This is a genomic window from Pseudomonas rosaeacicularis, assembly GCF_057128745.1.
The window spans coordinates 207,384-233,604 of sequence record NZ_JBSKHT010000013.1; the positions used below are offsets into that span (position 1 = coordinate 207,384).

The window sequence follows — 26,221 nt, forward strand, 5'->3', positions numbered from 1 at the left end:
CAAAAAGGCCCGTCCAGCAACCAATCTACTTGCAGCTTGAGGCTTGAAACTTACCGCTGCGAAGCCTTACAAAACGTCCAGCAACTCAACGTCAAACACCAGCACGCTGTGCGGCGGGATACTGCCAACGCCTTGAGCGCCGTAAGCCAGCTCGCTCGGAACGTGCAGACGCCATTTGCTGCCGGCGTTCATCAGTTGCAGGGCTTCGGTCCAGCCCGCGATAACGCCGCCGACCGGAAACTCAGCAGGCTCGCCACGATCGTAAGAACTGTCGAACACAGTCCCGTCGGTCAGAGTGCCGTGGTAGTGAGTACGCACCTGGCTATCGCGCGTTGGCTTGGCGCCATCGCCTGAAGTCAGCACTTCAAACTGCAGACCCGATGGCAGCGTGGTAACGCCTTCGCGCTTGCCGTTTTCGGCCAGATAAGCCAGACCTTCGCCAGCAGCCGCTTCAGCCTTGGAGGCGGCTTCGGCCTGCATGATTTCGCGAATGACTTTGAAGCTCGCAGCCATTTCTTCCTGACTTACACGGCTTGGTTTACCGGCGAATGCGTCGGTCAGGCCTGCCAGGATGGCGTCCAGGCTGACACCCGGTGGCGGGTTGTCGCGCAGTTGGTCGCCCAACTGACGGCCAATGCCGTAGCTGACGCGGGTTTCGTCGGTGGACAGAAGGACTTCGGACATAACACTGCTCCGCTTAAAGAGCGCCTGCAGGCGCCCCGAACCAAAAGGCCGAGCAGCCTAGCACAATTGGTCAAACGGCCCTAGACAGGCCAGCGCGGTCAGAGACTGTGGTACTCACGACCACGCCGAGCGGATGGACATCGGCACGCGTACCGTTTGCTCGTCGGTACCGTGCATGCCGCACATTTCGTCGTGGACCACGGCATGGACCAGATGGAAAGGTATCGGCGGCAGGGCGTGTAACAAATCCCGCGCGTGCTCGACCGAGCGCAGGTGCAGGGTTTTGCCATGTGCATCGCGCAGCGGGTGAGCGGCGCCATGCATACGCGCTTCGAGCAAATAGATACCGCCTTCGATCGAGATGAGGTTCAGTTCGTCGATATGACCGGCTGTGGCGTGGGTGTTCAGTTCCTGCAAGTTCATGAGCAAATCCTCAACGATCTTGTGCAGCGATGGGCGAGCTACAAGTCTCGCTGATGAACGCTCAACTACAAGCCAAAAGCCTGCCGCTGGTCTGTTTGCTGCGGGCCTAACGTTGGTTTGTAGGAGCGCGCTTGCCCGCGAAGCTGACAACCTGGTGTTGGGAAAATATCCAAAACCGAGTTGCTAGCTTCGCGGGCAAGCCTCGCTCCAACAGGGCACGAATCAATGCTTTAGGAGTGAGCTTGCTCGCGATAACGGCGCGTCGTCACCAAATATGTCGCAGGCAGACTGCAATCGCGGGCAAGCGCGCTCCTACGGAGAAACCAGCATCAATGCTTGGTCAGCTTATCCAGATAACCCATGGCAAACGCGGAGATCACGAAGGTCATGTGAATGATCACGTACCACATCAGGTATTGCGGCTCGATGTTCTTGGCATCCATGAACACGCGCAGCAGGTGGATCGAGGAAATGGCGACGATGGACGCAGCAACCTTCATTTTCAGAGAGGTCGAGTCCATCTTGCCCAGCCAGCTGAGCTTTTCCTTGCTGTCATCGATGTCGAGTTGCGAGACGAAGTTTTCGTACCCGGAAATCATCACCATGACCAACAAGCCGCCCACCAGCGCCATGTCGATCAGCGACAGCAAGACCAGAATCAAGTCCGATTCAGCCAGCGCGAAGACATTGGGGATAACGTGGAATATCTCCTGAAAGAACTTCAGCGCCAGCGCCAACAGCCCAAGAGACAGACCAAAATAGATCGGCGCCAGCAACCAGCGCGACGCGTACATGGCATTTTCGAAAAAGCGTTCCATTGAAACTCACAGGTCATTAACAAGCCCGCGAGTATAGGGCGTAGGTATTGGCAGGCAACAAGTGAAGACACTTATTGAAACAATTAAGCCAGGTCAGTTACAAATCAGACGCCAGCGCCGCACGACAACCCTGATGACAGGAAAACACGTGCGGAGCATCGGTTATGGGCGCTGAACGCAAAGTTAGCTCACGGGAGACGATCGCTGACTTTGCCCGGCGCCGTTGTTGATCCTTCGCAGCTCACCTTGCAGGTGAAGACTCCAGATCGGTATTTCTTCAGCGGTTTGGTAGCCGTGCAGCGTAAGGCTCTCGGCAATCGCATCCAGAACGGACTCAGCAGCGACAGGACCATGAAACGGCCCCTGAGCCTTGAGAGCGGTGGGTTGTTCTCCAGCCATTCCGGCAGCGAACAGTAATGTCCACATACCATTATCGCCAGACAGCGGGCGGATCACACATTCGATTCGGGTCACCAGACCCAGGCATTGGCGAGTGAGACAGAGGCTGCGCGGCATGGCGAGCTCCTCGGTAGCTACAGTGTTCGCCTCTTACTGCAATGGAGGCGCGTCAGTCCTTTTGACAACTGTGGTACCGAGACAATATAGAAGAATTACCCCCTTCGAAAAGGCTGAAAACAAAATGGGCGCCGAATGGTCATTTAGCCATCATGCGCCCATTTTGTTGACGTCAACGCCTCAGCTTTTCAGCTCTGGCTGTAATTGTGGCGGCTCTTTTTCCAACTCTTTCAGATCCTCTTCGCTGAGCATTTCAGCGATATCGCGCAGACGATCCACCACCCGGCCGTTCACGCTGTCGTCCGGGAATTGGCCGTCTTCATCGGCCTCGCCCACCGGTTGCCCGACCAGCAAACTCAGCGCCTCGTCCACCTGCCGCACCGCATAGACATGGAATTTGCCATCACGCACCGCTTGCAGCACTTTCTCATCGAGCATCAGCGTGGTGACGTTGGCGTGAGGAATGATTGCGCCCTGCTCGCCTGTCAGACCGCGCGCTTCGCACAGTCGGAAGAAGCCTTCGATCTTCTCGTTGACCCCGCCTACCGCCTGCACTTCGCCGAACTGGTTGATGGAACCGGTGATCGCAAAGCACTGTTTGAGCGGGGTTTTCGACAAGGCCGAAATCAGCGTACAAACCTCGCCCAATGAAGCACTGTCACCGTCCACGTAACCATAGGATTGCTCCAGGGCTATGCTCGCCGAGATTGCCAGCGGGAATTCCTGCGCGTAACGGCTGCCGAGGTAGCCGGTGAGGATCATCACGCCTTTGGAGTGGATCGGCTGGCCAAGATTGACCTCACGCTCGATATCCACGATACCGCTACCGCCCGGGTAAACCGTCGCGGAAATGCGCGCCGGCACACCGAATGCCGAATCGCCCACTTCAAGCACCGTCAGACCGTTGCACTTGCCGACCGCCGCGCCTGTGGTGTCGATCAGAATGATGCCAGCAAGCATGTCATCGAGAATTCGCGCCGAGACCCGCCCGGTGCGCGTGGCCTTAGCTTTAAGCGCGCGCTCGATATGACCTGCGTCGGTACGTTCGTCATTGGCCAGGCTGCGAATGAAATCCGCCTCGCTGACCAGCTGAAACAGATCACCGATACGCGCCGACAAACGACCTTGGTGTTCGGCGAGCCGCGCGCTGTAGGTAGCCAAACGTGCCACCGCATCGGCGGTCAACGGCGCCATGCCCTCTTCCGACGTCCGGGTTTTCAATAGCTGGGCGAACTGCTCCAGGCTTTCATCGACCATTGGGATGTCTTCGTCGAAATCCACCAGCACCCGGAACATCTCCTGGAAGTCCGGATCAAGGTCCTGCAGCGTGTAATACAGCGAACGCGCGCCGATGATGATGACTTTGACTGCCAGCGGAATCACTTGCGGGGTCAGGGTGACGGTCGCCAGACGACCCAGCTCGCCCAACGGCGATTCCATCTTCAGCTTGCGTGATTGCAAGGCGCGTTTAAGCGCATCCCACACGAACGGCTCGCTGAGCATCTTCTCGGCTTCGAGCACCAGAAAGCCGCCGTTGGCGCGATGAAAAGCACCCGGACGCAGCTGGCGATAGGTGGTGTAGAGCGCGCCTTGATCGGTGCTGTATTCAATGCGCCCGAACAGGTTGTCGTAAGTCGGGTGCGGCTCGAACACTACCGGCGCGCCGCCGCTGGCAGAGTGCCCGACCACCAGGCTCGGCACGTACTGCTCTTCCAGCATGATCCGAGCCTGAGCGTCAGGCTTGCTGTCGTCGACCAGTTGCTCGACCACCGTTTTCAGCAGATTGACCTGCATCGCCTGCAGATAAGCGCAGACCGCAGCGTTTTCGGCATAGTGCTCCGACAGCGGCGCTAGCAAAGGCTGCAATGCCAGGGTGATGGTCTCTTCATTGAGTTGACGCATCTGGTTGCTGGATTCGCGTTTCCACTGCGGCAGGCTGGCGAGTTCTTCGTTCAAACGCTCTTCCAGGGACGAAATGTCCTCGTGGAAGCGCTCGCGCTCCGCTTCAGGCAGTTGCGAAAACTCCGCCTCGTCCAGTGCCTTGCCATCGGCCATCGGGGTGAAGGCGATGTTGGTGTTGTCGCGATACAGCGCAATGCCCTTTTCCAGGGCCAGCCGCTCGATGACATCGAGCGCGCGGTCGTAACGCTGATTGAAGGCGCGGTCGATGCCGCTTTTCTTTTGCTGGTAGGACGGGTGTTCGAACACCGCCGGAAAGGTCGCCAGCAAGTTGTCGACCAAGCCGTTGATGTCGATGATGAAGGCACTGGCGCTGCCCGGTGGCAACTCTAGAGCTTTAGGCTCGCGCGGCTCATCGAAGTTGTTGACGTAGACCCAGTCGCAGGGGGTCTGCATGCGCTTGCCTTCGGCCTTGAGGTAGCGCTTTACGAACGAAAACCGGCCAGTGCCGGGCTCGCCCATGACGAACACGTTGTAACCGGGGCGCGGCATGGCCACACCGAACTGCAGAGCCTCGACCGCTCGTTCCTGGCCGAGCACGCCGCGAAAGGGTTCAAGATCGTTGGTTGTCGTGAAGCTGAACTGTTCAGCGGAAAAGGGACGGGTCAGCGCTTCGGGCGCTAGTCGCAAGCTGGCAGCAACAGAATCGGGCATCGGACATCCTTACGTCAGGCGGGGCAGATGGGCGCATTCTGGCGCTCGTCGCACCACACTGGCAAGGCAGGAAAAGGCCGAATGTAGTTTCAGCTGGAGAACCTGTCTCTTGGCTCTATTCCTGCGGCTTGGAAGGAACTTTCTGTAATAAACCACGGAACGTTCCTACTGTGCCTAAACTCCAACTTGCGCGGACGGTAAACAAGTAACTGGCCCGCCCTGGTGCAGTCATCGGCCAGGATCCGACCCTTGGTTGAATACAAAAGAGAACAAAGCTATGAAACGGATTCTTCTTGGTACTCTCTTCGCCGCTGTGTCCATCAACGCCATGGCCCAAGCGCCAGGCGGCCCGGACTGTGGCTGGGGCAACATGCTGTTTGAAGGTCAACGTGGCACACCAGCTCACTTCCTCGCATCCACCACCAACGGTACCTCGGGTAACGCCACGTTCGGTATGACCTCCGGCACCAACGGCTGCTCCACTAACGCAGCACTGACCTACGGCGGCAAATCCTGGCTGGCCATGAATGGCATGATGGATGAGCTGTCCAAAGACATGGCGATGGGCCAGGGCGAAGCACTGACGACTTACGCGGTCGTGTTGGGCGTTGCACCGGAAGACCGTGCGCATTTCGCCGCAGTCACCCACGAGCACTACCAGCAGATCTTCACCAAGGCTGATGCCACGGCGCAAGATGTCCACGACAACACCGTCAACGTACTGAAGAACGATCCGGCTCTGGCGAAATACGCTTCCCAGGCTTAAAGTCGGCACGCCTGCCTTCCGCCCGGAAGGCAGGCATTCAACGCATTTCGTCTATCCCTGACTAGTTGCCTATCTATGCTCAAACGCCTTGCCTGGCTGGCACTCTGTGTGTGCGCCCCGCTGTTTGCCGCGCCCCACGTCGACAACAATCGTTTGCAGCAATTGGCCAATACACCGTTCTGGATTTCAATAGGTCATTACACGCCTGGCAAGTTTGGCGGCTGGCGCAGCTATGTGGATGACCAAAAATTCTTTCTCGCAAAAAATGGCGAGCATGACCCGGCTGCCGAACTCGGCGCCACGCTCCAGGCGATCTACAAGCCGGTCATTGCAGGGCAGGAAAATGCCCACGCTCAGTGCGTTTATCCTTCACGTACCCGCTGGCTTCGCAATGAGCTTCAACTCACCGATTTGCCGACGGTGGACTGCAAGGAATTCAACCAGTGGTTCAAGGACGTGGCGCCGGACAGCACGGTGTTGATCTTTCCCGCGGCCTATTTGAACAGCCCTTCGTCGATGTTCGGCCACACGTTATTGCGCGTTGATCAGGCTGGCGTACAGGCTAACAAGACGGCGTTGTTGAGCTACGCGATCAACTTCGGCGCTTATATCGAAGGTTCGGACAACAGCATTCTGTACGCGTGGAAAGGCTTGATGGGCGGTTACCCCGGCCTATTCGCGCTGGTGCCATATCAGGACAAACTCTCCGAATACCGTAGCCTTGAGAACCGCGATCTGTGGGAATACCGATTGAATCTGACACCCGTCGAAACCCAGCGCATGGTCGAGCATGTGTGGGAATTGAAACAGATCCGTTTCGGGTATTTCTTCTTCGACGAAAACTGCTCATATCGCCTGCTGGAGTTGCTACAAGTCGCGCGTCCTGGTCTGGACCTGACCAGCAAGTTTCAGCTGACCGCCATTCCGACTGACACCGTGCGCGCCATTCAGGACGCTGGATTGGTGGAAAAGATCGATTACCGCCCCTCCCGCGAGCGTGAGTTGCTGAGCCGTGCCGAGCCGCTCAATAGCGACGAGCAGCAGTGGGTGCTGAAAGTCAGCGCGGATCAAAAACAATTGCAAACGCCTGATTACCAGGCATTGCCAAAGGAGCGGCGTGCGCTGATTCAGGACGCCGCGTATCGCCTGGAACGCTATCGCGCCAATGGCCAAGAGCGTGACCCGGTGGCGTCGCAGCGCAGTTTCGATTTGCTGCGTTCAATCAGCAAAAACCCGCCACCGCCGCTGGAGATCGAGCGACCGGGCTTACCGGAAGACGGCCATGAATCCCGGACCTGGCAGCTCGGCGCGGGCAGCCGTGACGGCAAGGCGTTCGGCGAATACGGCCTGCGCATGGCGTACCACGACCTTAACGACAACGCATACGGTTTCCCGTTGGGTGCGCAGATCGAGATTCTTCAACTGAAGTTGCGTCAATACGAAGGCAATCGTTGGCAGGTGCAGCAACTGGATCTGGCGACCATTCGCTCGCTGACCCCGCGTAATGAGTTGCTGCAGCCTTGGTCATGGCAAGTGCGCGGCGGTCTGGAGCGGGTGCTGGGCAAGCACGGCGACGAGAATCTGGTCAGCCAGGTGAACGGCGGTGCGGGCGGTACATGGAAGCTGGGCGAAGATGTGTTGGGCTTTGCACTGGGCACCGTGCGGGTTGAGCACAACAATGATTTTTCAGCGCTGGTGTCGCCGGCGGCTGGGTTCAATACCGGGGTACTGTGGCGTAATCCGCTGGGTAATTTCAGCCTGGAAACCAAGGGCGATTACTTCACCAACGGCGAGATCCGTCGCAACATCAGCCTTAATCAGCAGTGGGAGTTGTCGCGCAACCTCGGTCTGCGCCTGAGTGCGCAACGCGAATTCAGCCAGATGACGTCGCCGGTGAATGAAGTGATGCTAGAGCTGAAGTGGTATCACTACTAGCCAATATGCGGACTTGTGGGAGATGTGGAATCACCGACTATTAGTCAGTGACCACAAAACCCGTGGGAGCGGACCTGTCCGCGAAGACTGACTAAAGGACGATGCAGACGTACCGACTGTACCGCCCTCTTCGCGGACAGGTCCGCTCCCACATAGGATTTTTGTCAGCCCAGAAAGTCCGCTGCAAATTCACACGAGTTGCGCGCTGTAGCCTTCTTCCTCGATCAAACCGATAAGCCGGTCATTGGCCAGCACGCTGTGCACGCTGACCTCGCCCTTGGCCAGATCGACCTGCACATCGGCACTCGGGTCGTCCGCCTTAATCGCGTTGGTGACCGCTTTGACGCAATGCCCACAGGTCATGCCCTGAACGCTGAAAATCTGCATGTCGTGACTCCTTACTCGAGATAGCGCTGTTTGATGCCCAAATGTTCGACCTTCCCCCAACGGCAAGGTCAAGTTTTGGTTTGTCCTGCCGGGCTGGTAATCGTGTTATCGGTGAGCGAAAGTGCAGCAATCACCGTCACCTCTGGAGAATCAGTCATGCGCGGGTCAGCCCTTCGCCTTTTCAGTTTTATTGGCCTGTCGATTTGCGCATCCTGGGCTCAGGCCGATCAGGATTACGGCGTGCTGATTATTTCCCGGGAGCGCCTCGAAGTCGCGAGCCCCTGCGAAATCGGCATTTTCATGCAGGACCAATTGGTCGGCCGTCTGTTTCAAGAGCAATCGACCTCGTTCAATTTGCCAACCGGCGACATTTCGGTGCGCTTGCGCGTGCTGCCAACCCAGACGCCGGGCTGTTCGCCGGGGATTGAGGCGCAGAACAGTTCACGCATTCATATCAATGCCGGTGACGTGCTCAAATTCCGTATCGCTTCGGGGCCAAACGGGATGTACTTAAAAAAGGCCGAGCTCAATTACTAGCCAGAACGCGACTTGACCTTGTCCGTATGGCAAGGTTGATCCTTGCAGGCATCCGCCCTCAAGGAGCACCGTCCCATGCCCCATCCTGCCACCTTCGACCTGCCCATCACCGGCATGACCTGCGCCAGTTGCGCCGGCCGCGTCGAACGTGCGCTGCGCAAGGTCCCCGGTGTGACAAGCGCCAGCGTGAACCTGGCCAATGAACGCGCCCGCGTTGAAGTAGCTGATTCAATCGACCCCCAAAGCCTGATCGCCGCCGTCGACAAAGCGGGCTACGGCGCAAGCCTTTTGCAAGACCCAGCGCTACAAGCCGCCAGTCAGCAGCAACGTCATCACGTCGAGCGTTGGGTGTTGCTGGCCGCCATCGCGCTGGCGCTGCCGTTGATCGTCCCCATGCTGCTAACACCTTTTGGCGTTCACTGGATGCTCCCGAGTTGGGCACAATTTGCGCTGGCGACGCCGGTGCAGTTCATCCTCGGCGCGCGCTTTTACATCGCTGCCTGGAAAGCCGTCCGCGCCGGCGCTGGCAACATGGACCTGCTTGTTGCTTTGGGCACCAGCGCCGGTTATGGCCTGAGCGTTTATCAATGGGCGATGGCCGCGCCGAACACGATGCCGCACCTGTATTTCGAAGCCTCTGCAGTCGTCATCGCCCTGGTGCTGTTGGGCAAATACCTTGAAAGCAGTGCTAAGCGACAGACGTCTAGCGCCATTCGCTCCCTTCAAGCGTTGCGTCCGGAGCGCGCCATTCAGGTCGTGGACGGCCAGGAACGTGAGGTCGCGATCAGTGCACTGATGTTGAATGACGTGGTTCTGGTCAAACCCGGCGAGCGCTTTGCAGTGGACGGCGAGGTAGTCGAGGGCCAAAGCCATGCCGACGAGGCACTTATCAGCGGCGAAAGTCTGCCGGTGCCCAAGCAGCCGGGCGACAAAGTCACGGGTGGCGCGATCAATGGCGAAGGTCGGCTGCTGATCAAAACTTTGGCGCTGGGCAGCGAAAGCGTGTTGGCGCGGATCATTCGTCTGGTCGAGGATGCGCAATCGGCCAAGGCCCCTATTCAAAAGCTGGTGGATAAAGTCAGTCGGGTATTTGTCCCGGTGGTGCTGGGAATCGCCGCAGTGACGTTGGTTGGCTGGTTGCTGGTGGGTGTTTCGCTGGAGACAGCGCTGATCAATGCCGTCACGGTGCTGGTCATCGCCTGCCCCTGCGCTTTGGGCTTGGCAACACCCACCGCGATCATGGCCGGGACCGGCGTCGCGGCGCGCCATGGGATTCTGATCAAAGACGCCGAAGCGCTGGAGCGGGCCCATGAAGTCACAACCGTTGTGTTCGACAAGACCGGCACGCTGACCTCCGGCACGCCGCGCATTACAAACATGCTCGCTGTGGACGGAGACGAAACCGCTCTGCTTCAACAGGCCGGCGCCTTGCAGCGCGGCAGTGAGCACCCGTTGGCGAAAGCGGTGCTGGATGCCTGCCGAGAACGTGGCCTGACGCTGGACACTGTCCAGAACAGCCGCTCGCTGGCCGGACGCGGGATCGCCGGAACCGTGCACGGTGTTGAGTTAGCCCTGGGTAATATTCGACTGTTGGAAGAAAGTGGCCTGCAACCGGGCGCACTGGCCGAGATCGCTGCGAACTGGGAGGCCGAAGGCCGCACGTTGTCCTGGTTGATCAAATTGGGCTCACAGCCCTCGGTGATGGGATTGTTCGCCTTCGGTGACACGCTTAAACCCGGCGCAGCGCAGGCGATCAAACAGCTGACTGCCCGCCACATCAGCAGCCATATGTTGACGGGGGACAATCAGGGCAGCGCCAAGGTGGTGGCGGATGCTCTGGGGATCAAGGATGTAAAGGCTCAAGTGCTGCCCGCCGACAAAGCAGCAGCGGTGGTAAAGCTGAAAGAATCGGGCGTCGTCGCCATGGTCGGCGACGGCATCAACGATGCCCCCGCGCTGGCTTCCGCTGACATTGGCATTGCGATGGGCGGTGGCACCGACGTCGCCATGCACGCATCGGGCATCACACTGATGCGCGGTGATCCGAGGCTGGTCCCGGCCGCGCTGGACATCAGTCGCCGGACCTACGCAAAGATCCGCCAGAACCTGTTCTGGGCGTTCGTTTATAACCTGATCGGCATTCCGCTGGCGGCATTTGGCGTGCTCAACCCGGTGCTGGCGGGGGCTGCGATGGCCCTGTCCAGCGTCAGCGTCGTAAGTAATGCGCTGCTACTCAAAACCTGGAAACCGGATATCGAAGGAGACGCGCAATGAATATCGGCCAAGCCGCAAAAACCAGTGGCCTGAGCGCGAAGATGATTCGGTACTACGAATCCATCAATTTGCTCCCGGCTGCGCACCGCACTGAAGCGGGTTACAGGCTGTATCGCCAGGATGATCTGCACACGTTGGCATTCATCAAGCGCTCGCGGGATCTGGGCTTTTCGCTGGAGGAAGTCGGCAAGCTGCTGACGCTGTGGCAGGACCGAGGCCGGGCAAGCGCCGACGTCAAAGCCCTCGCGCGCCAGCACGTCGATGATTTGAATCAAAAGATCATCGAGATGACCGCCCTGCGCGATACGTTGCAGGAGCTGGTGGAGCATTGTCAGGGCAATGATCGCCCGGACTGTCCTATTCTCAATGACTTGGAGTCGGGTGGGTGTTGCAAATGAGGCACAACCTGTAGGAGCGAACTTGTTCGCGAAACGTGATCCCAGACACACCGCGCCTGTCGCTTCGCCAACAAGTTGGCTCCTACACAACGGCGCAAGGCTGGCTCCAACAAAAAACCGGCCTTAGCCGGTTTTTTGTCATACGCCGATCACTGCATCCATGGCGGAGGCGGCTCTTCGGTTTTGTTCGGTGGCGCATCATCCGCCGCACGAACCGCCTGACGACGGTCTTCATCCAGCCGCGCCGCTTCGATCTCGCGCAACACACCGCCAACATCGGCAAGGTCTTCGGGCTCGTCGAACTCACCGGTCAGTACGGTCGCAGGCGACAGCGTACCGGCTTCGTAGTACGACCACATTTCCTTGGCGAAACGCGTGGCCTTGAGCTCCGGCGCGAAACGGCCGAAGTACGACGCCATGTTGCCCACGTCGCGCTCCAGCATGCTGAACGCGTGGTTGTTGCCCGCTGCATCCACCGCCTGAGGCAAGTCGATGATCACAGGGCCTGTCGGCGTCAGCAGCACATTGAACTCGGACAGGTCACCGTGCACCAGACCGGTACACAACATCAGCACGATCTGCTGAATCAGGAACGCGTGATATTCGCGCGCCTGATCCGGCTCCAGTGTCACGTCATTCAGACGCGGCGCTGCATCGCCGTACTCATCGGCCACCAATTCCATCAGCAGCACGCCTTCGAGGAAGTCATACGGCTTGGGCACACGCACGCCAGCACTCGCTAGACGGAACAGCGCCGCCACTTCGGCGTTCTGCCACGCGTCTTCGGTTTCCTTGCGTCCGAACTTCGAACCCTTGGCCATCGCGCGAGCCTGACGGCTGTTGCGTACCTTTCGGCCTTCCTGATACTCCGCTGCCTGACGGAAACTACGTTTATTCGCCTCCTTGTAAACCTTGGCACACCGCAGCTCATTGCCACAGCGCACCACATAAACAGCTGCCTCTTTACCACTCATGAGCGGGCGCAGCACCTCGTCGACCAGACCGTCTTCGATCAGGGGTTCAATGCGTTTAGGAGTCTTCATCAGCTTTTATTGGGGGTCCTTCGTTGCCAAACACGCGAATGTTGCTCGTTATACGGCAATCCTCTGCCAGCGAGTAGGGGGTAGGCCGATTGAGTGCCGCACGGCTGTCGCCCCATCTTTGTTAAAGCAGCTTTTGTGCCGCCCACAGCATAGACCGACTGCCTGGTTGTTTGGTGACACAAGCCTGGAGGTTTTTCTAAGCTCCCAGTGCCCAAAGCGTTCAGGACAGCAGTGACCGACATGAAAAAGGGGCCACTTGGGCCCCTGATTCACATGGTCATGAACAGCATCGCGTTACCAGTTGTAGCGCAACCCTACGTTGACGCCCCAAGGTTGTTCGATGTTGTTGCCCTTCATGTAATCGAAGTCCGCATGCAGCTGCAGCTTGTCGGTCAACTGAGCAGCAACGCCTGCGCCCAATTCGGCGCGCGAGCCGGACAGGTCGTTGTGAAAACGATTGCCGTTAATGCTCACCTGGTTGCTGGTGACGAACTCATGTGCCGCCGCCACTTTCACGTAAGGCTGTAAGAAACCGCCATCCTTGAGCGCGAACTTGCGCCCGACACTGGTCCCGACCTTACCCAGCATCGAATCAGCTTTATTGCTGTTCGCGTCCATGCCGTTGTCCAGATCGTAATCCTGGCCGCTGACCCACAGGCCGGTCACTTGCGCGAAAGGCTCCACGAACCATTCTTCCTTAAGCTGAATGTGCTTACCTGCTTCCACCGAAGCACCCACACCGTGGTTGGTGTATTTGCCTTTGGACTTCTGGCCGTCGCGCATTACCACGTCCGAGGCGTTTTGAAAGCGGTTAGCCTTGATCAACGCATCGATATAGAAGCCGTCTTCCGCCAGCCAAGTGCTGTAGGCACCGACGTAGAAGCTATCAACCTTGCCTTTGGTGCCTTCTTTGAGGTCCAGATCGGACTTGCTGTAACCGCCCATCAAACCGACCAACCACTGGCCGTTGCTGCTTTTCATCGGTGCATCGACACCAAAGGAAATGCCCTGCTGCTGTTGCGAATAGGCAACTTGCGAGCCTGCGGACATGTTGAACTTGTTGCCGTAAGCGCGCATCCAGCCTCCGCCCTCGGCCTGGCCGTTACGCACTTCGCCCATGCGGCTGCGCAGGGTTGAGGTTTCGCCGTACCAGACAGTGGGCGCTGCGCTGAACAGACCAATGACCGAGCGCGAAGCGGCGGACACTTCTTCGGTTTGCACCAGTGACCAGTCGGCGCCACCGGTAGCGTTTTCCTGCTGTTGCAGTTCGTAAGCGAAGGTTCCGAAATCGACTTTTTCACCGATCAGCGAAAACTGTGCGTCGCCGCTTGCGGTGTGTACGACCTGCTGAGGGGCGGCATCCTGAAGCGGATCAACGCCGGTGTTTTGCACCAGCAATTGGTGGGCGCCGGTGGCACTGCCCGTGACATTAAGGAAGTCACCGTTCTGAGCTGCAAGATCAGTCCCCAGCGCAAAGGTGCCTGCGCCGGACAGTTCCTCAACGTTCAGCGTGTGAAAACCTTGCGATGTACCGCGCAGGTCAACCGAACCGCCATTCAGGCCGAGCTTGCCGACGGTGGAGTCGTCCTCCATCACCCAGGCAGAAGTGCCATCGATATTCAGGCTGGTCGGGTTAGTGATGGTGCCCGTGAGGCTGGAGTTATTGGCCAGTGAGAGATGCGCGGTGGAATCATCGCTGACCAGCACGTCACCGATGAGTTGACTGTTAGTGACATTGAATTCTGCAATAGCGCCTTTCTCTACTTCCAGAATCACGCCATTGCCGCCCTGCAGCGTGGACCCATTAGCGACATCAATAACAGTCGGCACATCGAGACCGCGCGCATGGCTTACAAGAATGGCACTGCCCGTCAATCCGATGATTTGCGATCCATTGTCGATTTTAAGAGTGGATTGCGTCGCTACCTGCCCTACGGTGTCTGAAAACAGCACTGCGCCGTTGTTGTCCCCCACCGCTGTGCTTCCAGAAAGCACTGCATTGCCGGCGCCCAGGACGATCCCTACGCCACCGGAAATCGGGCCATTGGTATCTAGCCCGTCGTTACCCTTTACGATGGAGTCGGTCAGGAACACGGATGATGCGTCGAATACACTCACTCCACGTCCTACACCGGAAATCTCGCTATTAAAGACATTAGCGACGGAGGGGCCGGAGTTCGATCCAAGCTGAAACAGTAGCAGCCCAAAGCTGCTTTCGGTCTTCGAGGAGGTCACATTGGTTGCGGTGATATGGGCATTGTTAATCGTGGCCGTGCTGCCTTCGAGCGTCAGGCCCGCGCTGCCCTGACTGCGGACTGTCCCACCGTCGATATTGACTTGCGAGCCATTGCGAGCAGCGATGCTTTGAGTTGCACCGCCAGGAGCGACCTTGAGGATTGCAGATTCCAGAGTCCATTCTTCGATAGCGCTGCCGGCGGTAACAGTAGCGCTACCACCGGGTCCTAAGTCGCGAGCCAAGGCCACGTCGTAAGCTAGCGTGGAACCCAAAATAGCAGCGAGCCACAGCTGCCCCCTACCTGAAACTTTGCACTGGCCTTGCATAAAGATTTACCGCCCTCTGAACACGCTAACGTGCTTGTCGCCGAAAAGAGGGCGCTATTGGACAGAAAAGGACTACAAACATCGCTAGGACAATTCCGCATAACATGTAGGACATTTCCTTATTTGCAAGCGCAAATTATTCAACCTGGGTAGTCCAACGGCGTCTCCATGGCAGGAACTTACCGACACTGTTTCACAGTGACGATAAACGTCCTGCGGCGGCAAACCGAAACTGCCAAGCCTGAATTGCACCTTTCCCCTTTCTACCAGCTGTAGCGCAGCCCGATATTCACTCCCCATGGCTGCTCGATATTCTCACCGTTGCTGTAATCGATATCCCCGTGCACCTGCAGGACATCGGACAATTGGGCCACAATCCCCGCCCCCAATTCGCCTCGCGTGCCGGATAAATCATCACTGAACGTGCTGCGGTTCACGCGAACTTCATTATTGCGGGCGAACTCATGCGCGGCTGCGACTTTTACATAAGGCTGCACGAAGCCTCCCTTGTCCAGAGCAATGGTTCGACCTATATGCGTACCGACTTTTCCAAGAAAAGAATCAGCCTTGTTACTGCGTGCGCTTAACCCGTTATCCAGCGAGTAGTCGTCGCTTTGAACCCAAAGTGCCGAAGCTTGGAGGTAGGGCTCGATAAACCAGTCACTGGCAAATTTTATGTGTTTGCCCGCCTCAACCGAACCGCCGATACCATAGTTGTCATAGTCACCTTTGGCTTTGACGCCGTCGCTCATTCGCACATCGGCTTTATTCTGAAAACGGTTGGCTTTGATAATCGCGTCCACATAATAACCACTGTCGGCGATCCAGGTGCTGTAGGCCCCTACGTAGTAGCTGTTTATCCGGCCGTTACTCCCCTGTTCCAGGTTCAACTGCGAACTGCTGTAACCGCCCATGACGCCGATCAGCCATTGACCGCCGTTATTGGAGGCAGGCAGATCGGCGCCAAACGAAATGCCCTGCTGGGTTTGCGTGTAATTGACCTGATCAGTAGCGGAGATATTGTATTTGTTGCCATACGTACGCACCCAACCGCCGCCCTGGTCGTGGCCATCGCGCAGCTCACCCATTCGCGCGCGCAGGGTGGCCAGCTCGCCATACCACACGGTCGGGGCTGCGCTGAATATCCCGATAACCGTCCGGGCGCTGGGTGAAATGATCGGATTACCGCCGTCTCCAGGATCGACGGGATCGACTGGATCGACTGGATTCACAGGATCTATCGGATTGGTGGGATCTACCGGATCCACGGGGTTTACTGGATCCACCGGATCCACGGGGTTTACTGGATCCACCGGATCCACGGGGTTTTCAGGATCCACCGGAATACCGGGGTCTTGGGTTTTAGCCTGAACCAGAAACCAGTCCGTGCCCCGCTTTTCAAGTCGGTATACGAAAGTCCCAACATCGACCTGCCCCCCCACTACCGCGAATGCGGCATCCCCACTGCCGGTATGCACCACCTGCTGAGCATGCTCTTCTTCAATCGGATCAACCCCTGTGTTCTGCACCCGCAAGCTGTGGCTGCCCGAGGCCTCTCCTGTCACATTGACCAGATCGCTGAGATGCCCAGCCAGATCAGTGCCCAGTGCAAAAGTCCCGGCCCCTGCCAAACTTGTAGCGTTCAAGATCCGAAAACCGTTGTTACCCGCACGCAGATCTACAGTGCCGCCGTTAAGGTTGAGATTGCCCACCGTCGAATCGTTGATCATGTTGAACGTCGAAGTAGCATCGATGGTTGTGCCTTGCGCATTGGTCAGCGTGCCGGTCAATGCTGAGTTGCTGCCGATGTTCAGGCTATTGATATTGGTCATATTGCCAACGACGCGGGTGTTATTGCGCAACGTGATGTCGGCAATTGAGCCAGGGATAACCTGTACATCACCGGTCAACGCGGTGTTGTCGGCAGTGAAGTTGACATTGGATGCCCGGCTGGCCGTTGCCGCCTGCCCCACCTCCAGCATCACCCCGTTAGCACCACTGAGGGTTGACCCGTTTTGTACCAGCACCGTAGCGTTGGTAACGTTGCCCACGACCGTGCCTATCAGCATCGCACTACCCGTCGTACCCGTTACCGCGGTGTTGTCCAGCGTTAACGACGGCGAAATAATCGTGCCTCGGTCCGCGACCATGACCACACCACGGTTGCTCCCGGTGATGGCGCTGCCCTGCACGACTGCCGTCCCCCCGATGACGGACAGCCCTACACCGTCCCCTACAATCCCGCCATAGCTGGTTCCAGTACCGGTAATTTGCGAACCGACCAGTGTCGCGGTGCTGTTCCCAAAGACGTTGACGCCACGGCCGAATCCGCTGACTGCGCTATTGGAAACATTCGCTGTGGACCCCGTTAGGCCACCCGTAGTGAGCCCGTTGACCGTAAGACCAACATCGTTAAGGGAGCTTAGATTGGTATTGGTGATAGCTGCAGTGCTGCTCACCAGACTTAGGCCGATCGAATTAAGCTGAATAGTCGGAGCCGTTGCCGTCACAGCGGCGCCATCCATCGTGACCGTAGAACCCTGTTGCGCCGAGATACCCAATGAGGAGCCTCCCGGGACAATGGTCAGCCTAGCGCCCGTCAGGTTCCACGTCTGCGCAGCAGTTGCGTTGTTTACCGTTACCGAACCGCCCGGTCCGATCGTCAGCGCGAAGGCGGGTGCGCTCATAGATAGGGTCAGCCAAATGGCAATGGACAGCTGGCTGCGGTTAAAACAAGCGCCATAAGTTTTCATCACAACAACTCCCTGTTGTATGCCTGAGGCAGTTTTCCCTTTCAACGCCAGCGATGCCCTGACTGCGGCAAACTCACTTCACCCCATCACCTCCCCCTTTTTCAATACTCAAGGCGAATGCTCAGGACATGCTGACTTTATGGATTCGCTTTATTAATTTGCACATAGCGAAATTTCCTAAAAAAGAATAGCAGCCACTACTAATGCGCCTTAAAACATCTCGCGATTACAATTATCTCCATTCGCTATATACGCAACTAGACTAATTCGAAATAAAACGACTCTCTTAACGCTATTTACAGCGGCCTGAACCGGCAAAGACGGGGTATTCATGAGCCACCTCTGAATGCCCGTGCTTTTTACTGTCATTTTTGACAGGTGACACAGGCAAAAAAACCTACTAAAAATTAGCACTCTTCGTTTAAACGACGAAGCGTCTAGAGGGGAGGTATCAATTGCCGTATTAGTGAAATGGCCTGCACGACTCACAAGGCCGGACCGCTAAATTTACCGTCTCTCTGCATTGAACATGGATCCGCAATGCCCGAGCACTTATCCCTGCAAAGTGGATATTGACGCTCGATAACTTTCATCACGGAGCACCATCAGCATGACTAAGTTCGAAACGTATTCTACCGTCAAAAGAACAAACGCAGGCGTACTCGCGTTGCCTTCCCTGCTGCTGCCTGATGAGGTCCTGCGAGACGGCATTATGCCGGTAAGCTCACTCGCGGCCCCCATTATCATCCGCATCCCTAACGACCCGGCTGAGTTCGCGGAAGAATATGAGATTCAGCTTTATGAAGTGACAGATCGCGTTATCCCGAGGCCTATCGGGCCTGTTCACATCGTGACATTCGCGGAAGCAACAGATCCGAATACTGTGTACGAGCTCACGCTGCCCGTCACCGAATACCCGAGCCAGGGACAGAGCAAAACAATGAAGCTGGACTACCGAGTCTTGGACCCGTTGGGGACAGGCGATGCGCTCTCAGGTTTGCAGGTAGAAATCGTCTTAGACCGGGAAGCCCCTGGGGGCAGCGCCGCAAGTGAAATGCCCATTCTGGAATTTACCGAAGACCAATTGTCCGGCATCACGTTGGCAGATGTCGTTGGCGATCGCATTGAAGTCACTCTCCCCGCATGGTACGGCGAGGACCTGGGTGACAAGGTCACTTTGTGGTTAGGTACCTCCGAAGCTCTTGCCGACGGCAGCTATTTGCCGGCGAGATTTAGCGACGAAGTCACGGTTCCTGGCGGCCACGGTCTGGTGGTTTACTTTCTGGTCAGCGAGATGGAGGCGCTTGGCAATGTGCGGCAGTATTTTGGCTACAACATCACTGACATCGCCGGAAACATCAGCACGCGCTCACCGGTTGTTGGCATTGACGTCCTTCTGACAGGTGCCCCTGGCAATTTTCTTGCGCCGATCGTGCCCGACTTTCTCGACCATGGCGTGGTGACACAAAAAGACGCTGCCGCACTGGTCGAAGTTCAAATCCCTCAATTCGATAACCCTGCTGCGGGTGACCGTATCTATGTGTTGTGGGGCAACACCCGGATGCCGCCCTACGTTCTGACTGCCGCCGACACAGCAGACCCTTCGATTGAGCCCCTTGCGACAGTGCTGTTGCCTTACGCCAATGTCATTGCTGAGGGCAGCGGGATTAACAAAGATGTCCGCTATGAGGTGCAGCGCGGCACGCTGACAGGCGGCCTGTCGCCACTGACGCTGGTTGACGTCAACCTCAGCAGCCCCGGCCCGACACCTGATCCGGACCCTCTCACGCCGGTACACGAAAACCTGTTGCCGCTGACGCTGGTCAGCGCGGGTGGCGCAAACGACAGAATTCCCCCGACAGATTTTGGCCCAGCACTCAATGCGACGGCGACCATTCCGTTTCGGGGTGTCGATGGACAACAGATTTGGCTGGCCGGGGACCGCGTCCAAGTCAGTTGGGGTGGCACGCTTGTAACGCCTGCGACCCCGATCACGACAGCAAACGCGGGTGCAGACATTACTATCACTATCCCGGGCTCCATCATCACCGGCTTCGGTACCGGTAGCATTCCTGTCACCTATAGCGTGCTTCGAGACATACTGCCACCGCCAAACCTGGCAGAAGCACTGTCGCCAGTGAAGGTCATTCTGGTGGAATCAACCGGACTTTTGCCAGGTAATGGAGTGGAGCTTCCCGTCGCTGTCTTCCCCGAAGACACGGGCACTCAGCTGATCAATCGAGCATCTCCAGGTGGGCTTGACGGAACTCCGATCCGAATTCCGCTGACTAATGTCACTAACATTGCAGCCGGCGACACACTCACATTGAGGTTTGTGGGACGGTCAGGCGGCATCTCGATTCCGCTACCAGGGAGCCCGCCAAGACCGGAAATTCCTAGCACTGAAGTGCTGATAACCGATCACGTCCTGACGCCCGAGGAGTTTACCGCAGGCTTTTTCCAAATAGATTTGCCGTACAACCCGATTCTTCGCGCCATTTGTCGTAACGGGTCAACGACGGACTACTCCTTTACCAATGCCAGCGGCACCACCAACGCCAAACAGCTGTTTATCAGGATTGCGTTAGATGTTCCTGGCCATACCGGAATCTGCTCCATCGACGGCAACTAACGCAGTGCGCCCGCACTGTTCTTAAGGTGCGGGCGCAACTGATACCGATCTAATAATCAACAGAAATTATTCGGAGGTTGCACGGCGCCTGATCACTTTTTTTTGCATCACGCCGCAACCAATACATCAAGGAAGAAGATCATGAGCAACCAAAAGCCGCCCAGCTCCAGATCATTCGCTACTTTAGCCTTTCAACCGCTGACCATCCCCGTTATCGATTTTGGGACAACCCGTGTTGGATTGGGTCACGACGATTTGAACGATCCTTCCGCGCCCGTTGTTCTTCAGGCGCAACTGGATACGCCTGAAGCCCATATCGGAAACCTGGTCACGCTGTTTTGGGATGGCGTGGAAGTGCAGAAATTCCCTCTTGAGCAGTCGCATTTCGACAGCAACTTCATCAGCTTCAATGTCTTCCCCAAGGACATCAAAGAACCCGCAGGTGAAACCTACTACACCGTCTACGACCCGCTTGGCACAGGCACTGGTGAGTCCCCTCATCGCACTGTGCTGGTGAAGATGACCATCCCAGGCGGTCTGGACACCGACACCTCCACGCCGTACCTCAACGACCGGCTCAGCCCACCGGTGGTGTTTCCGGTACTCATCACCACCCCGGACACTGCCGTCACCGTGACCGTGCCCGCCTGGCAAAACATGGCCTTGGGCGATGAACTGGTGGTGATGTGGAATGGCATTCGCCTGGTGCAACCACCGTTGACGCAAAGTCAGGTGGGCAACGCGCTGATCATCACCGTCCCCAGGGAAACACTGGTCGCGGCGGGCGATGGCGAAGCGCTGGTGATCAATTACGAGATCCGTGATCTGGTCAATAACTACTCACTGGTCTCACCGCCGGCCAATGCAGAAGTCATCGTCGACCCCAATGCGCCACCCGCCCCGCTGGTGCTGGTCAAAGGGGAGTTTGTCGAGCTGATCGACCTTATCGCGTTGGGCACCGACACTGTTCAGGTGATGGTGTTGCCTTACCCCAGTATTGCGCGCGGAGACAAAGTAACGCTGATTTGGCAGGGGCAGACGCCCTATGGTGAAGCCGTCAGCCTGACTCTTGGCCCCACAGACGTGGTGAACACCGCCGTGCCGCTGAATTTTCAGGTGCCCAACGCCGATGTCAACGCCATCGCCGGCGGCCAGGCGGTGCTCAGATACAGCGTCGCGCCAGCAGCCGGAGGCGCAACCCGCCGCTCGAAAAGCACCACCGTCGGCGTCAACGGCACGGCGATGCCCTTGGCCGCGCCGAGCATCGATGGCGTGACCGGGCCGTTGATCGACTTGGGGCAATTGACGGGGGATCCCGTCGTCCGGGTGTTGCCTTACGTGGGCAAAACGCCCGAGGACATTATTTTTCTGCTGTGGGAAGGCCTGACCCAAGGCGGAGTGTCAGTGGTTTATACCGCCGATTACACGGTCAAAAATGGCGAAGAAAATACCCCCGCGACCTTCACCGTACCGCGCAGTTACCTGGACTCCATTGCGGATGGCAGCCTGACCCTCAGTTACCGGGTGCAGTCCATCAAAACCGGGTTGACCCGGCCATCGGAGAATCAGGCCTATACCGTTCAAGGCGCCGCTACGCTACCCTCACCACAAATCACTGAAGCCGATACATCGCGGTTGATATTGGACGTTGTAGCGCTAAAGACGGATGCTCACTTAACTTTGGCACCGTGGCCTTCCATTAAGTTAGGCCAATCAGTGTGGATAAGCCTATTTGGCACCAACGCTAATGACTCACCGCTCGATTTGAAATTATTGGACGGCACAAAGACTGGTCCTCGCGAGGTCATTGCCGGCATTGCACTGAATATAAACCAGATATTGCTAGAGAGACTTAAGGACGGTAGCGAACTGATTGTCACAGCAAGCGTTGCACTTGATGGTTCCTCCAGTGAGGCGGATGCAACTTTGTTTCCCGTTCTTCGGCTTCGCGTCAGTGCTTTGCTTGAAACCTTTGAGTTCATTCCAGCTCAACAGGCTTCGGTAGGTGGAAGCACTATTGATACTCCTTACATGGAGATAGCCGTTACTAATGGAAGCCCTCAGGCCCTTGCGAGCATATACCACCAATCGGAAAGCCAGGATTTGCGATACGCAGGCTATCTCCATTACACGGATAACTCTAGCCCACCTTTCATCCAAACAGTTGAGCTCCGATTGAAGGATACCTATTCGATGATTGAGTTGTTGTGGATAGGTCAGCCCACTCTTTTTGAGCTTTACGATGTCAACAACCGGATACTGGACACTCAGCATCTAGGCGCAACTGACAATGTGTTCCGATATATTAGTCTTGCCGCACCGGGCATCCGCCTAGTCAAACTAACTCCAGACACAAAAGGGGGAAGCATCATACAGCTTATAAAACTCACCAAGTAACGTCGCTGAGATAGCGAATGACAGAGATAAAGGTGACTGATTCATTGGCTTTGTAAATAGATCAGTCGCCTTACACCTTCTGCGTTCATTGCCGAAATAATTCCCCCGGCGTAAACCCGAACAACCCCTTGAATGCCGCGATAAACGCCGAGGTCGAGTCGTAGCCGCAGGCGAGCGCGGTGTGGGTGACGCTAGCGCCCTCCTCCAGCGCGTTGAGCGACGACAACAAACGCGCCCGCTGCCGCCAGCCGCGAAAGCTCAAGCCGGTTTCGCGCTGGAACAATCGCATCAGGGTTTTCTCGGACATGTTCAGGCGTTCGGCCCATTCTGTCAGGGTGATGGGATGACCCGGCTGTTCGATCAATTCATTGCACAGCGCCAGCAGCCTGGGATGTCGAGGCAGCGGCAGCGAAAAGCCTACTTCGGGAAGGTGCGCCAGCTGATCAAGCAAAACCTGAACGAGCCGCGCTTCACCGCAGTCGACCTGTGGATAATCCGGGGGCATCTGGCAAAAGGTCTTGATCAATTCGCGAGCCAATGGCGTGACTTCCAGCACACGACAGCGGTCCGGCGCCCACAGCGATTGGTCCTTGCGCACGTACAGGCTGCGCATTTCGGCGCGGGTAGACGTCACCACTTCGTGATCAAGCCCCGCCGGAATCCAAACGCCCCACTGCGGCGGCGCAAAAAAACTGCCGTGTGGAGTGTGTACGCCCAGCACGCCGCTGATGGCGTATGAAAACTGCACCCAGTCATGGCGATGGGTTGGCGTCCAAGAACCTGCGCTGAGGCTTTCGGCGCGCGCGTAAACCGGGCGCGGCAAATCGGTCAGCGTCGGGATGTGTCGTTCGGCGTCTGAGCGGCGGGTTGAAAAGTGTCCGTTAGTCGGCATGAGTTGGCCTTGTGTCGCAAGACGGCAGTCTACGATTGAGTTAGCCTGCGAGACATTCATTTTTACAAATCCGCCTACTGCAACAGCGAGTGTTTCCATGCACGTATTCAAACACCTCAAGCGCGTCGTCACCGACTGGTTCCTGTTGGGCATGCTGATCGCGACGCTGCTGGCATATTTCATTCCCTCCTTTGGCGCAACCGGCGGCGGCATGCATGCCGAGATCGTGATCAATGTGGGCGTGTTTCTGGTGTTTTTCCTGCACGGGGTGAACCTGTCCAGCGAGCAGATCAAGCACGGTCTGAAGAACTGGAAGTTGCACATCATGGTGCAGCTCTTCACCTTTTTGGTGTTCCCGGTGTTGTGGGTCATCAGCAACAAGCTGCTGGGCTCCCACGTTCCGGCGTTGTTGATGCTGGGCTTTTTGTACTTGTGTGCGCTGCCTTCGACGATTTCCTCTTCTGTCGCATTGACCGGCAGCGCGGGCGGCAATGTGCCGGCGGCGATCCTCAACGCCAGCATGTCCAGCGTGTTCGGGATTTTCATGACGCCTTGGCTGGTCAGCCTGGTGGTCGGCACGGGTTCGGGTGGGATTGATCTGGGTTCGACGCTGCTGGACCTGTGCATCATGTTGCTGCTGCCGCTGGTCCTGGGGCAGTTGCTGCGCCCGCTGTTAGGCAAGTTTTTCGCGCGCCACAAGAAGTACACCAACCTGATCGACAAGATCGTGATCTTGCTGTTGGTGTATGCGGCCTTCTGTAATTCGATGGTCTCGGGGATGTGGCAGACCCAGGGCGACACAGTGATTTTGATCGCCTTCATCGGCAGCGCGGTGCTGCTGGCGGTGATTCTGCTGATGACCACCAGCACGGCGAAACTGTTGAAATTCAATCACGCCGACAAAGTGGCCGCGGTGTTTTGCGCAAGCAAGAAGTCGTTGGCGGCGGGAGCTCCGATGGCCGCGCTGATCTTTGGGGATAACCCTGGATTGGGGCTGATTTTGCTGCCGATCATGATTTACCACCCGCTGCAGCTAATCGTGTGTTCGGTGATGGCCGAGGCCTATGCGACCAAGCATAAGCAGCAGTTGTCCAAAGAAGCGATTGAGGATGCGCAAGCGGCGTAACTCCGCAGTTGGAGCTAGGGACCTGGTTGGAGCGAGGCTTGCCCGCGAAGCTGCCACCTCGCTACTCCTGACGCTACGCTGGACTGTTGGAGCCGAGCTTGCTCGCGAAGCTGTGACCTCGGTGTGTCTGGTTCCACCGGGGTGGTTGATTTCAGGGCCGCTGCGCAGCCCATCGCTGGCAAGCCACGCTCCTACGGCCTTCGGCCAGAATCAGAACGTTGATCGTGCAGAAACACCGCATCGTCAGCTTCGCGGGCAAGCCTCGCTCCAACAAACGGTCCGTCAGCGCGGCGAAAACCAAACAGCTTCTGCCCAAGGCATAGGAGTCTGGCCGGGCGGCGTTCCGTTTGCCGAAGATCAAACCGCTTCTGCCGAAGGCGTAGGAGTCTGGCTTGCCGACGATCTGCCGGGCACCGGCAGCAAAACATATGCATGCGGTATGCCTGATTCACCCGAGGTGGTTGATATCAGGGCCGCTGCGCAGCCCATCGCTGGCAAGCCAAGCTCCTACGGCCTTCGGCCAGAATCAGAACGTTGATCGTGCAGAAACACCGCATCGTCAGCTTCGCGGGCAAGCCTCGCTCCAACAAACGGTCCGTCAGCGCGGCGAAAACCAAACAGCTTCTGCCCAAGGCATAGGAGTCTGGCCGGGCGGCGTTCCGTTTGCCGAAGATCAAACCGCTTCTGCCGAAGGCGTAGGAGTCTGGCTTGCCGACGATCTGCCGGGCACCGGCAGCAAAACATATGCATGCGGTATGCCTGATTCACCCGAGGTGGTTGATATCAGGGCCGCTGCGCAGCCCATCGCTGGCAAGCCAAGCTCCTACGGCCTTCGGCCAGAATCAAAACGTTGATCGTGCACAAGCACCGCATTGTCCGCTTCGCGGGCAAGCCTCGCTCCAACGAACGGTCCATCAGCGCGGCGAAAACCAAACAGCTTCTGCCGAAGGCGTAGGAGTCTGGCCGGGCGGCGTTCCGTTTGCCGACGATCAAACCGCTTCTGCCGAAGGCGTAGGAGTCTGGCTTGCCGACGATCTGCCGGGTACCGGCAGCAAAACATATGCATGCGGTATGCCTGATTCACCCGAGGTGGTTGATTTCAGGGCCGCTGCGCAGCCCATCGCTGGCAAGCCACGCTCCTACGGCCTTCGGCCAGAATCAGAACGTTGATCGTGCAGAAACACCGCATCGTCAGCTTCGCGGGCAAGCCTCGCTCCAACAAACGGTCCGTCAGCGCGGCGAAAACCAAACAGCTTCTGCCGAAGGCGTAGGAGTCTGGCTTGCCGACGATCTGCCGGGTACCGGCAGCAAAATCTGTGAATACGGTGTGTCTGATTCACCGAGGCGGCCTATATCAGGGCCGCTGCGCAGCCCATCGCTGGCAAGCCTGTTGTGGCTCAATATTTATGGACCATGATGTAGGAGTTTCAACTTAAGGAAGCATCATGGGATTTCGGGTTGTTAG

19 protein-coding genes are annotated in these 26,221 nt (G+C 57.4%); 9 read left to right on the forward strand and 10 right to left on the reverse strand.

The window, feature by feature from the left end; all coding sequences use genetic code 11:
* Positions 1-66: 66 nt before the first annotated feature.
* The 5 genes from bamJ to ACWKWM_RS18400 form a co-directional block, all read right to left on the reverse strand.
* The gene (bamJ, locus tag ACWKWM_RS18380) at positions 67-684 is read right to left on the reverse strand and encodes a BamJ family beta-barrel-assembly machinery protein (RefSeq protein ID WP_483847500.1); all 618 of its coding nucleotides are present in this window, start codon (positions 682-684) and stop codon (positions 67-69) included.
* Between the two features lie 114 nt (positions 685-798).
* Positions 799-1,107 (reverse strand): DUF6482 family protein, encoded by a 309-nt coding sequence (locus tag ACWKWM_RS18385; RefSeq protein ID WP_483847501.1) that lies wholly within the window; start codon positions 1,105-1,107, stop codon positions 799-801.
* 329 nt (positions 1,108-1,436) lie between these two features.
* Positions 1,437-1,925, reverse strand: a complete 489-nt coding sequence (locus ACWKWM_RS18390; protein ID WP_483847502.1) for a TIGR00645 family protein — start codon at positions 1,923-1,925, stop codon at positions 1,437-1,439.
* A gap of 183 nt (positions 1,926-2,108) precedes the next feature.
* Entirely contained in the window at positions 2,109-2,441 is a 333-nt protein-coding gene (locus ACWKWM_RS18395; protein ID WP_483847503.1) for a PA4575 family protein, read from the reverse strand.
* Between the two features lie 180 nt (positions 2,442-2,621).
* Positions 2,622-5,054, reverse strand: coding sequence for a Lon protease family protein (locus tag ACWKWM_RS18400; protein ID WP_483847504.1), 2,433 nt, complete (start codon positions 5,052-5,054; stop codon positions 2,622-2,624).
* Between the two features lie 277 nt (positions 5,055-5,331).
* Here ACWKWM_RS18400 and ACWKWM_RS18405 point away from each other — a divergent pair, with 277 nt between their 5' ends.
* Both ACWKWM_RS18405 and ACWKWM_RS18410 read left to right on the forward strand, forming a co-directional pair.
* Positions 5,332-5,820, forward strand: coding sequence for a DUF3015 domain-containing protein (locus ACWKWM_RS18405; RefSeq protein WP_349799597.1), 489 nt, complete (start codon positions 5,332-5,334; stop codon positions 5,818-5,820).
* Between the two features lie 75 nt (positions 5,821-5,895).
* Positions 5,896-7,755, forward strand: coding sequence for an Lnb N-terminal periplasmic domain-containing protein (locus tag ACWKWM_RS18410; protein WP_483847505.1), 1,860 nt, complete (start codon positions 5,896-5,898; stop codon positions 7,753-7,755).
* A gap of 189 nt (positions 7,756-7,944) precedes the next feature.
* Here ACWKWM_RS18410 and ACWKWM_RS18415 read toward each other — a convergent pair whose 3' ends face one another.
* Positions 7,945-8,142, reverse strand: coding sequence for a heavy-metal-associated domain-containing protein (locus ACWKWM_RS18415; RefSeq protein WP_483847506.1), 198 nt, complete (start codon positions 8,140-8,142; stop codon positions 7,945-7,947).
* 156 nt (positions 8,143-8,298) lie between these two features.
* On the opposite strand from ACWKWM_RS18415, the gene ACWKWM_RS18420 reads away from it, so the two are divergent.
* From ACWKWM_RS18420 to cueR, 3 genes are all read left to right on the forward strand, one after another.
* The gene (locus ACWKWM_RS18420; RefSeq protein ID WP_483847507.1) at positions 8,299-8,679 is read left to right on the forward strand and encodes a hypothetical protein; all 381 of its coding nucleotides are present in this window, start codon (positions 8,299-8,301) and stop codon (positions 8,677-8,679) included.
* A gap of 75 nt (positions 8,680-8,754) precedes the next feature.
* Complete coding sequence (locus tag ACWKWM_RS18425) at positions 8,755-10,953, forward strand: heavy metal translocating P-type ATPase (protein ID WP_483847508.1); 2,199 nt, start codon at positions 8,755-8,757, stop codon at positions 10,951-10,953.
* A complete protein-coding gene (gene cueR / locus ACWKWM_RS18430) occupies positions 10,950-11,351 on the forward strand; it encodes a Cu(I)-responsive transcriptional regulator (protein ID WP_483847509.1) in 402 nt (133 codons plus the stop codon). The genes ACWKWM_RS18425 and cueR overlap by 4 nt, the downstream gene beginning before the upstream one ends.
* Before the next feature lie 149 nt (positions 11,352-11,500).
* Here cueR and ACWKWM_RS18435 read toward each other — a convergent pair whose 3' ends face one another.
* The 3 genes from ACWKWM_RS18435 to ACWKWM_RS18445 all read right to left on the reverse strand — a co-directional run bounded on the left by ACWKWM_RS18435 (position 11,501) and on the right by ACWKWM_RS18445 (position 17,709).
* A complete protein-coding gene (locus ACWKWM_RS18435; RefSeq protein ID WP_483838195.1) occupies positions 11,501-12,394 on the reverse strand; it encodes a PA4780 family RIO1-like protein kinase in 894 nt (297 codons plus the stop codon).
* Between the two features lie 294 nt (positions 12,395-12,688).
* Complete coding sequence (locus ACWKWM_RS18440; RefSeq protein WP_483847510.1) at positions 12,689-14,872, reverse strand: autotransporter outer membrane beta-barrel domain-containing protein; 2,184 nt, start codon at positions 14,870-14,872, stop codon at positions 12,689-12,691.
* Positions 14,873-15,219: 347 nt separating this feature from the next.
* Positions 15,220-17,709 carry an autotransporter outer membrane beta-barrel domain-containing protein gene (locus tag ACWKWM_RS18445; RefSeq protein WP_483847511.1) on the reverse strand — a complete coding sequence of 830 codons (2,490 nt, stop codon included), beginning with the start codon at positions 17,707-17,709 and terminating at the stop codon, positions 15,220-15,222.
* Between the two features lie 610 nt (positions 17,710-18,319).
* Here ACWKWM_RS18445 and ACWKWM_RS18450 point away from each other — a divergent pair.
* Positions 18,320-20,341, forward strand: a complete 2,022-nt coding sequence (locus ACWKWM_RS18450) for a hypothetical protein (RefSeq protein WP_483847512.1) — start codon at positions 18,320-18,322, stop codon at positions 20,339-20,341.
* Between the two features lie 141 nt (positions 20,342-20,482).
* On the forward strand, positions 20,483-22,738 hold the full coding sequence (locus ACWKWM_RS18455; protein ID WP_483847513.1) for a hypothetical protein: 2,256 nt from the start codon (positions 20,483-20,485) through the stop codon (positions 22,736-22,738).
* Positions 22,739-22,823: 85 nt separating this feature from the next.
* On the opposite strand, the gene ACWKWM_RS18460 is transcribed toward ACWKWM_RS18455, so the two are convergent.
* Positions 22,824-23,630, reverse strand: a complete 807-nt coding sequence (locus ACWKWM_RS18460; RefSeq protein ID WP_483847514.1) for an AraC family transcriptional regulator — start codon at positions 23,628-23,630, stop codon at positions 22,824-22,826.
* Positions 23,631-23,727: 97 nt separating this feature from the next.
* Here ACWKWM_RS18460 and ACWKWM_RS18465 point away from each other — a divergent pair, with 97 nt between their 5' ends.
* Positions 23,728-24,756, forward strand: a complete 1,029-nt coding sequence (locus ACWKWM_RS18465) for a bile acid:sodium symporter family protein (RefSeq protein ID WP_483847515.1) — start codon at positions 23,728-23,730, stop codon at positions 24,754-24,756.
* Between the two features lie 392 nt (positions 24,757-25,148).
* Positions 25,149-25,610 carry a hypothetical protein gene (locus ACWKWM_RS18470; RefSeq protein ID WP_483847516.1) on the forward strand — a complete coding sequence of 154 codons (462 nt, stop codon included), beginning with the start codon at positions 25,149-25,151 and terminating at the stop codon, positions 25,608-25,610.
* Positions 25,611-26,221: the final 611 nt, after the last annotated feature.

What these genes read in the sequence shown, in the direction of transcription:
- ACWKWM_RS18385 (WP_483847501.1), bottom strand. Translation starts at nt 1,107, where the DNA reads ATGAACTTGCAGGAACTGAACACCCACGCCACAGCCGGTCATATCGAC.
- bamJ (WP_483847500.1), bottom strand. Translation starts at nt 684, where the DNA reads ATGTCCGAAGTCCTTCTGTCCACCGACGAAACCCGCGTCAGCTACGGC.
- ACWKWM_RS18415 (WP_483847506.1), bottom strand. Translation starts at nt 8,142, where the DNA reads ATGCAGATTTTCAGCGTTCAGGGCATGACCTGTGGGCATTGCGTCAAA.
- cueR (WP_483847509.1), top strand. Translation starts at nt 10,950, where the DNA reads ATGAATATCGGCCAAGCCGCAAAAACCAGTGGCCTGAGCGCGAAGATG.
- ACWKWM_RS18425 (WP_483847508.1), top strand. Translation starts at nt 8,755, where the DNA reads ATGCCCCATCCTGCCACCTTCGACCTGCCCATCACCGGCATGACCTGC.
- ACWKWM_RS18390 (WP_483847502.1), bottom strand. Translation starts at nt 1,925, where the DNA reads ATGGAACGCTTTTTCGAAAATGCCATGTACGCGTCGCGCTGGTTGCTG.
- ACWKWM_RS18410 (WP_483847505.1), top strand. Translation starts at nt 5,896, where the DNA reads ATGCTCAAACGCCTTGCCTGGCTGGCACTCTGTGTGTGCGCCCCGCTG.
- ACWKWM_RS18460 (WP_483847514.1), bottom strand. Translation starts at nt 23,630, where the DNA reads ATGCCGACTAACGGACACTTTTCAACCCGCCGCTCAGACGCCGAACGA.
- ACWKWM_RS18445 (WP_483847511.1), bottom strand. Translation starts at nt 17,709, where the DNA reads ATGAAAACTTATGGCGCTTGTTTTAACCGCAGCCAGCTGTCCATTGCC.
- ACWKWM_RS18450 (WP_483847512.1), top strand. Translation starts at nt 18,320, where the DNA reads ATGACTAAGTTCGAAACGTATTCTACCGTCAAAAGAACAAACGCAGGC.
- ACWKWM_RS18420 (WP_483847507.1), top strand. Translation starts at nt 8,299, where the DNA reads ATGCGCGGGTCAGCCCTTCGCCTTTTCAGTTTTATTGGCCTGTCGATT.
- ACWKWM_RS18405 (WP_349799597.1), top strand. Translation starts at nt 5,332, where the DNA reads ATGAAACGGATTCTTCTTGGTACTCTCTTCGCCGCTGTGTCCATCAAC.
- ACWKWM_RS18465 (WP_483847515.1), top strand. Translation starts at nt 23,728, where the DNA reads ATGCACGTATTCAAACACCTCAAGCGCGTCGTCACCGACTGGTTCCTG.
- ACWKWM_RS18400 (WP_483847504.1), bottom strand. Translation starts at nt 5,054, where the DNA reads ATGCCCGATTCTGTTGCTGCCAGCTTGCGACTAGCGCCCGAAGCGCTG.
- ACWKWM_RS18435 (WP_483838195.1), bottom strand. Translation starts at nt 12,394, where the DNA reads ATGAAGACTCCTAAACGCATTGAACCCCTGATCGAAGACGGTCTGGTC.
- ACWKWM_RS18395 (WP_483847503.1), bottom strand. Translation starts at nt 2,441, where the DNA reads ATGCCGCGCAGCCTCTGTCTCACTCGCCAATGCCTGGGTCTGGTGACC.
- ACWKWM_RS18455 (WP_483847513.1), top strand. Translation starts at nt 20,483, where the DNA reads ATGAGCAACCAAAAGCCGCCCAGCTCCAGATCATTCGCTACTTTAGCC.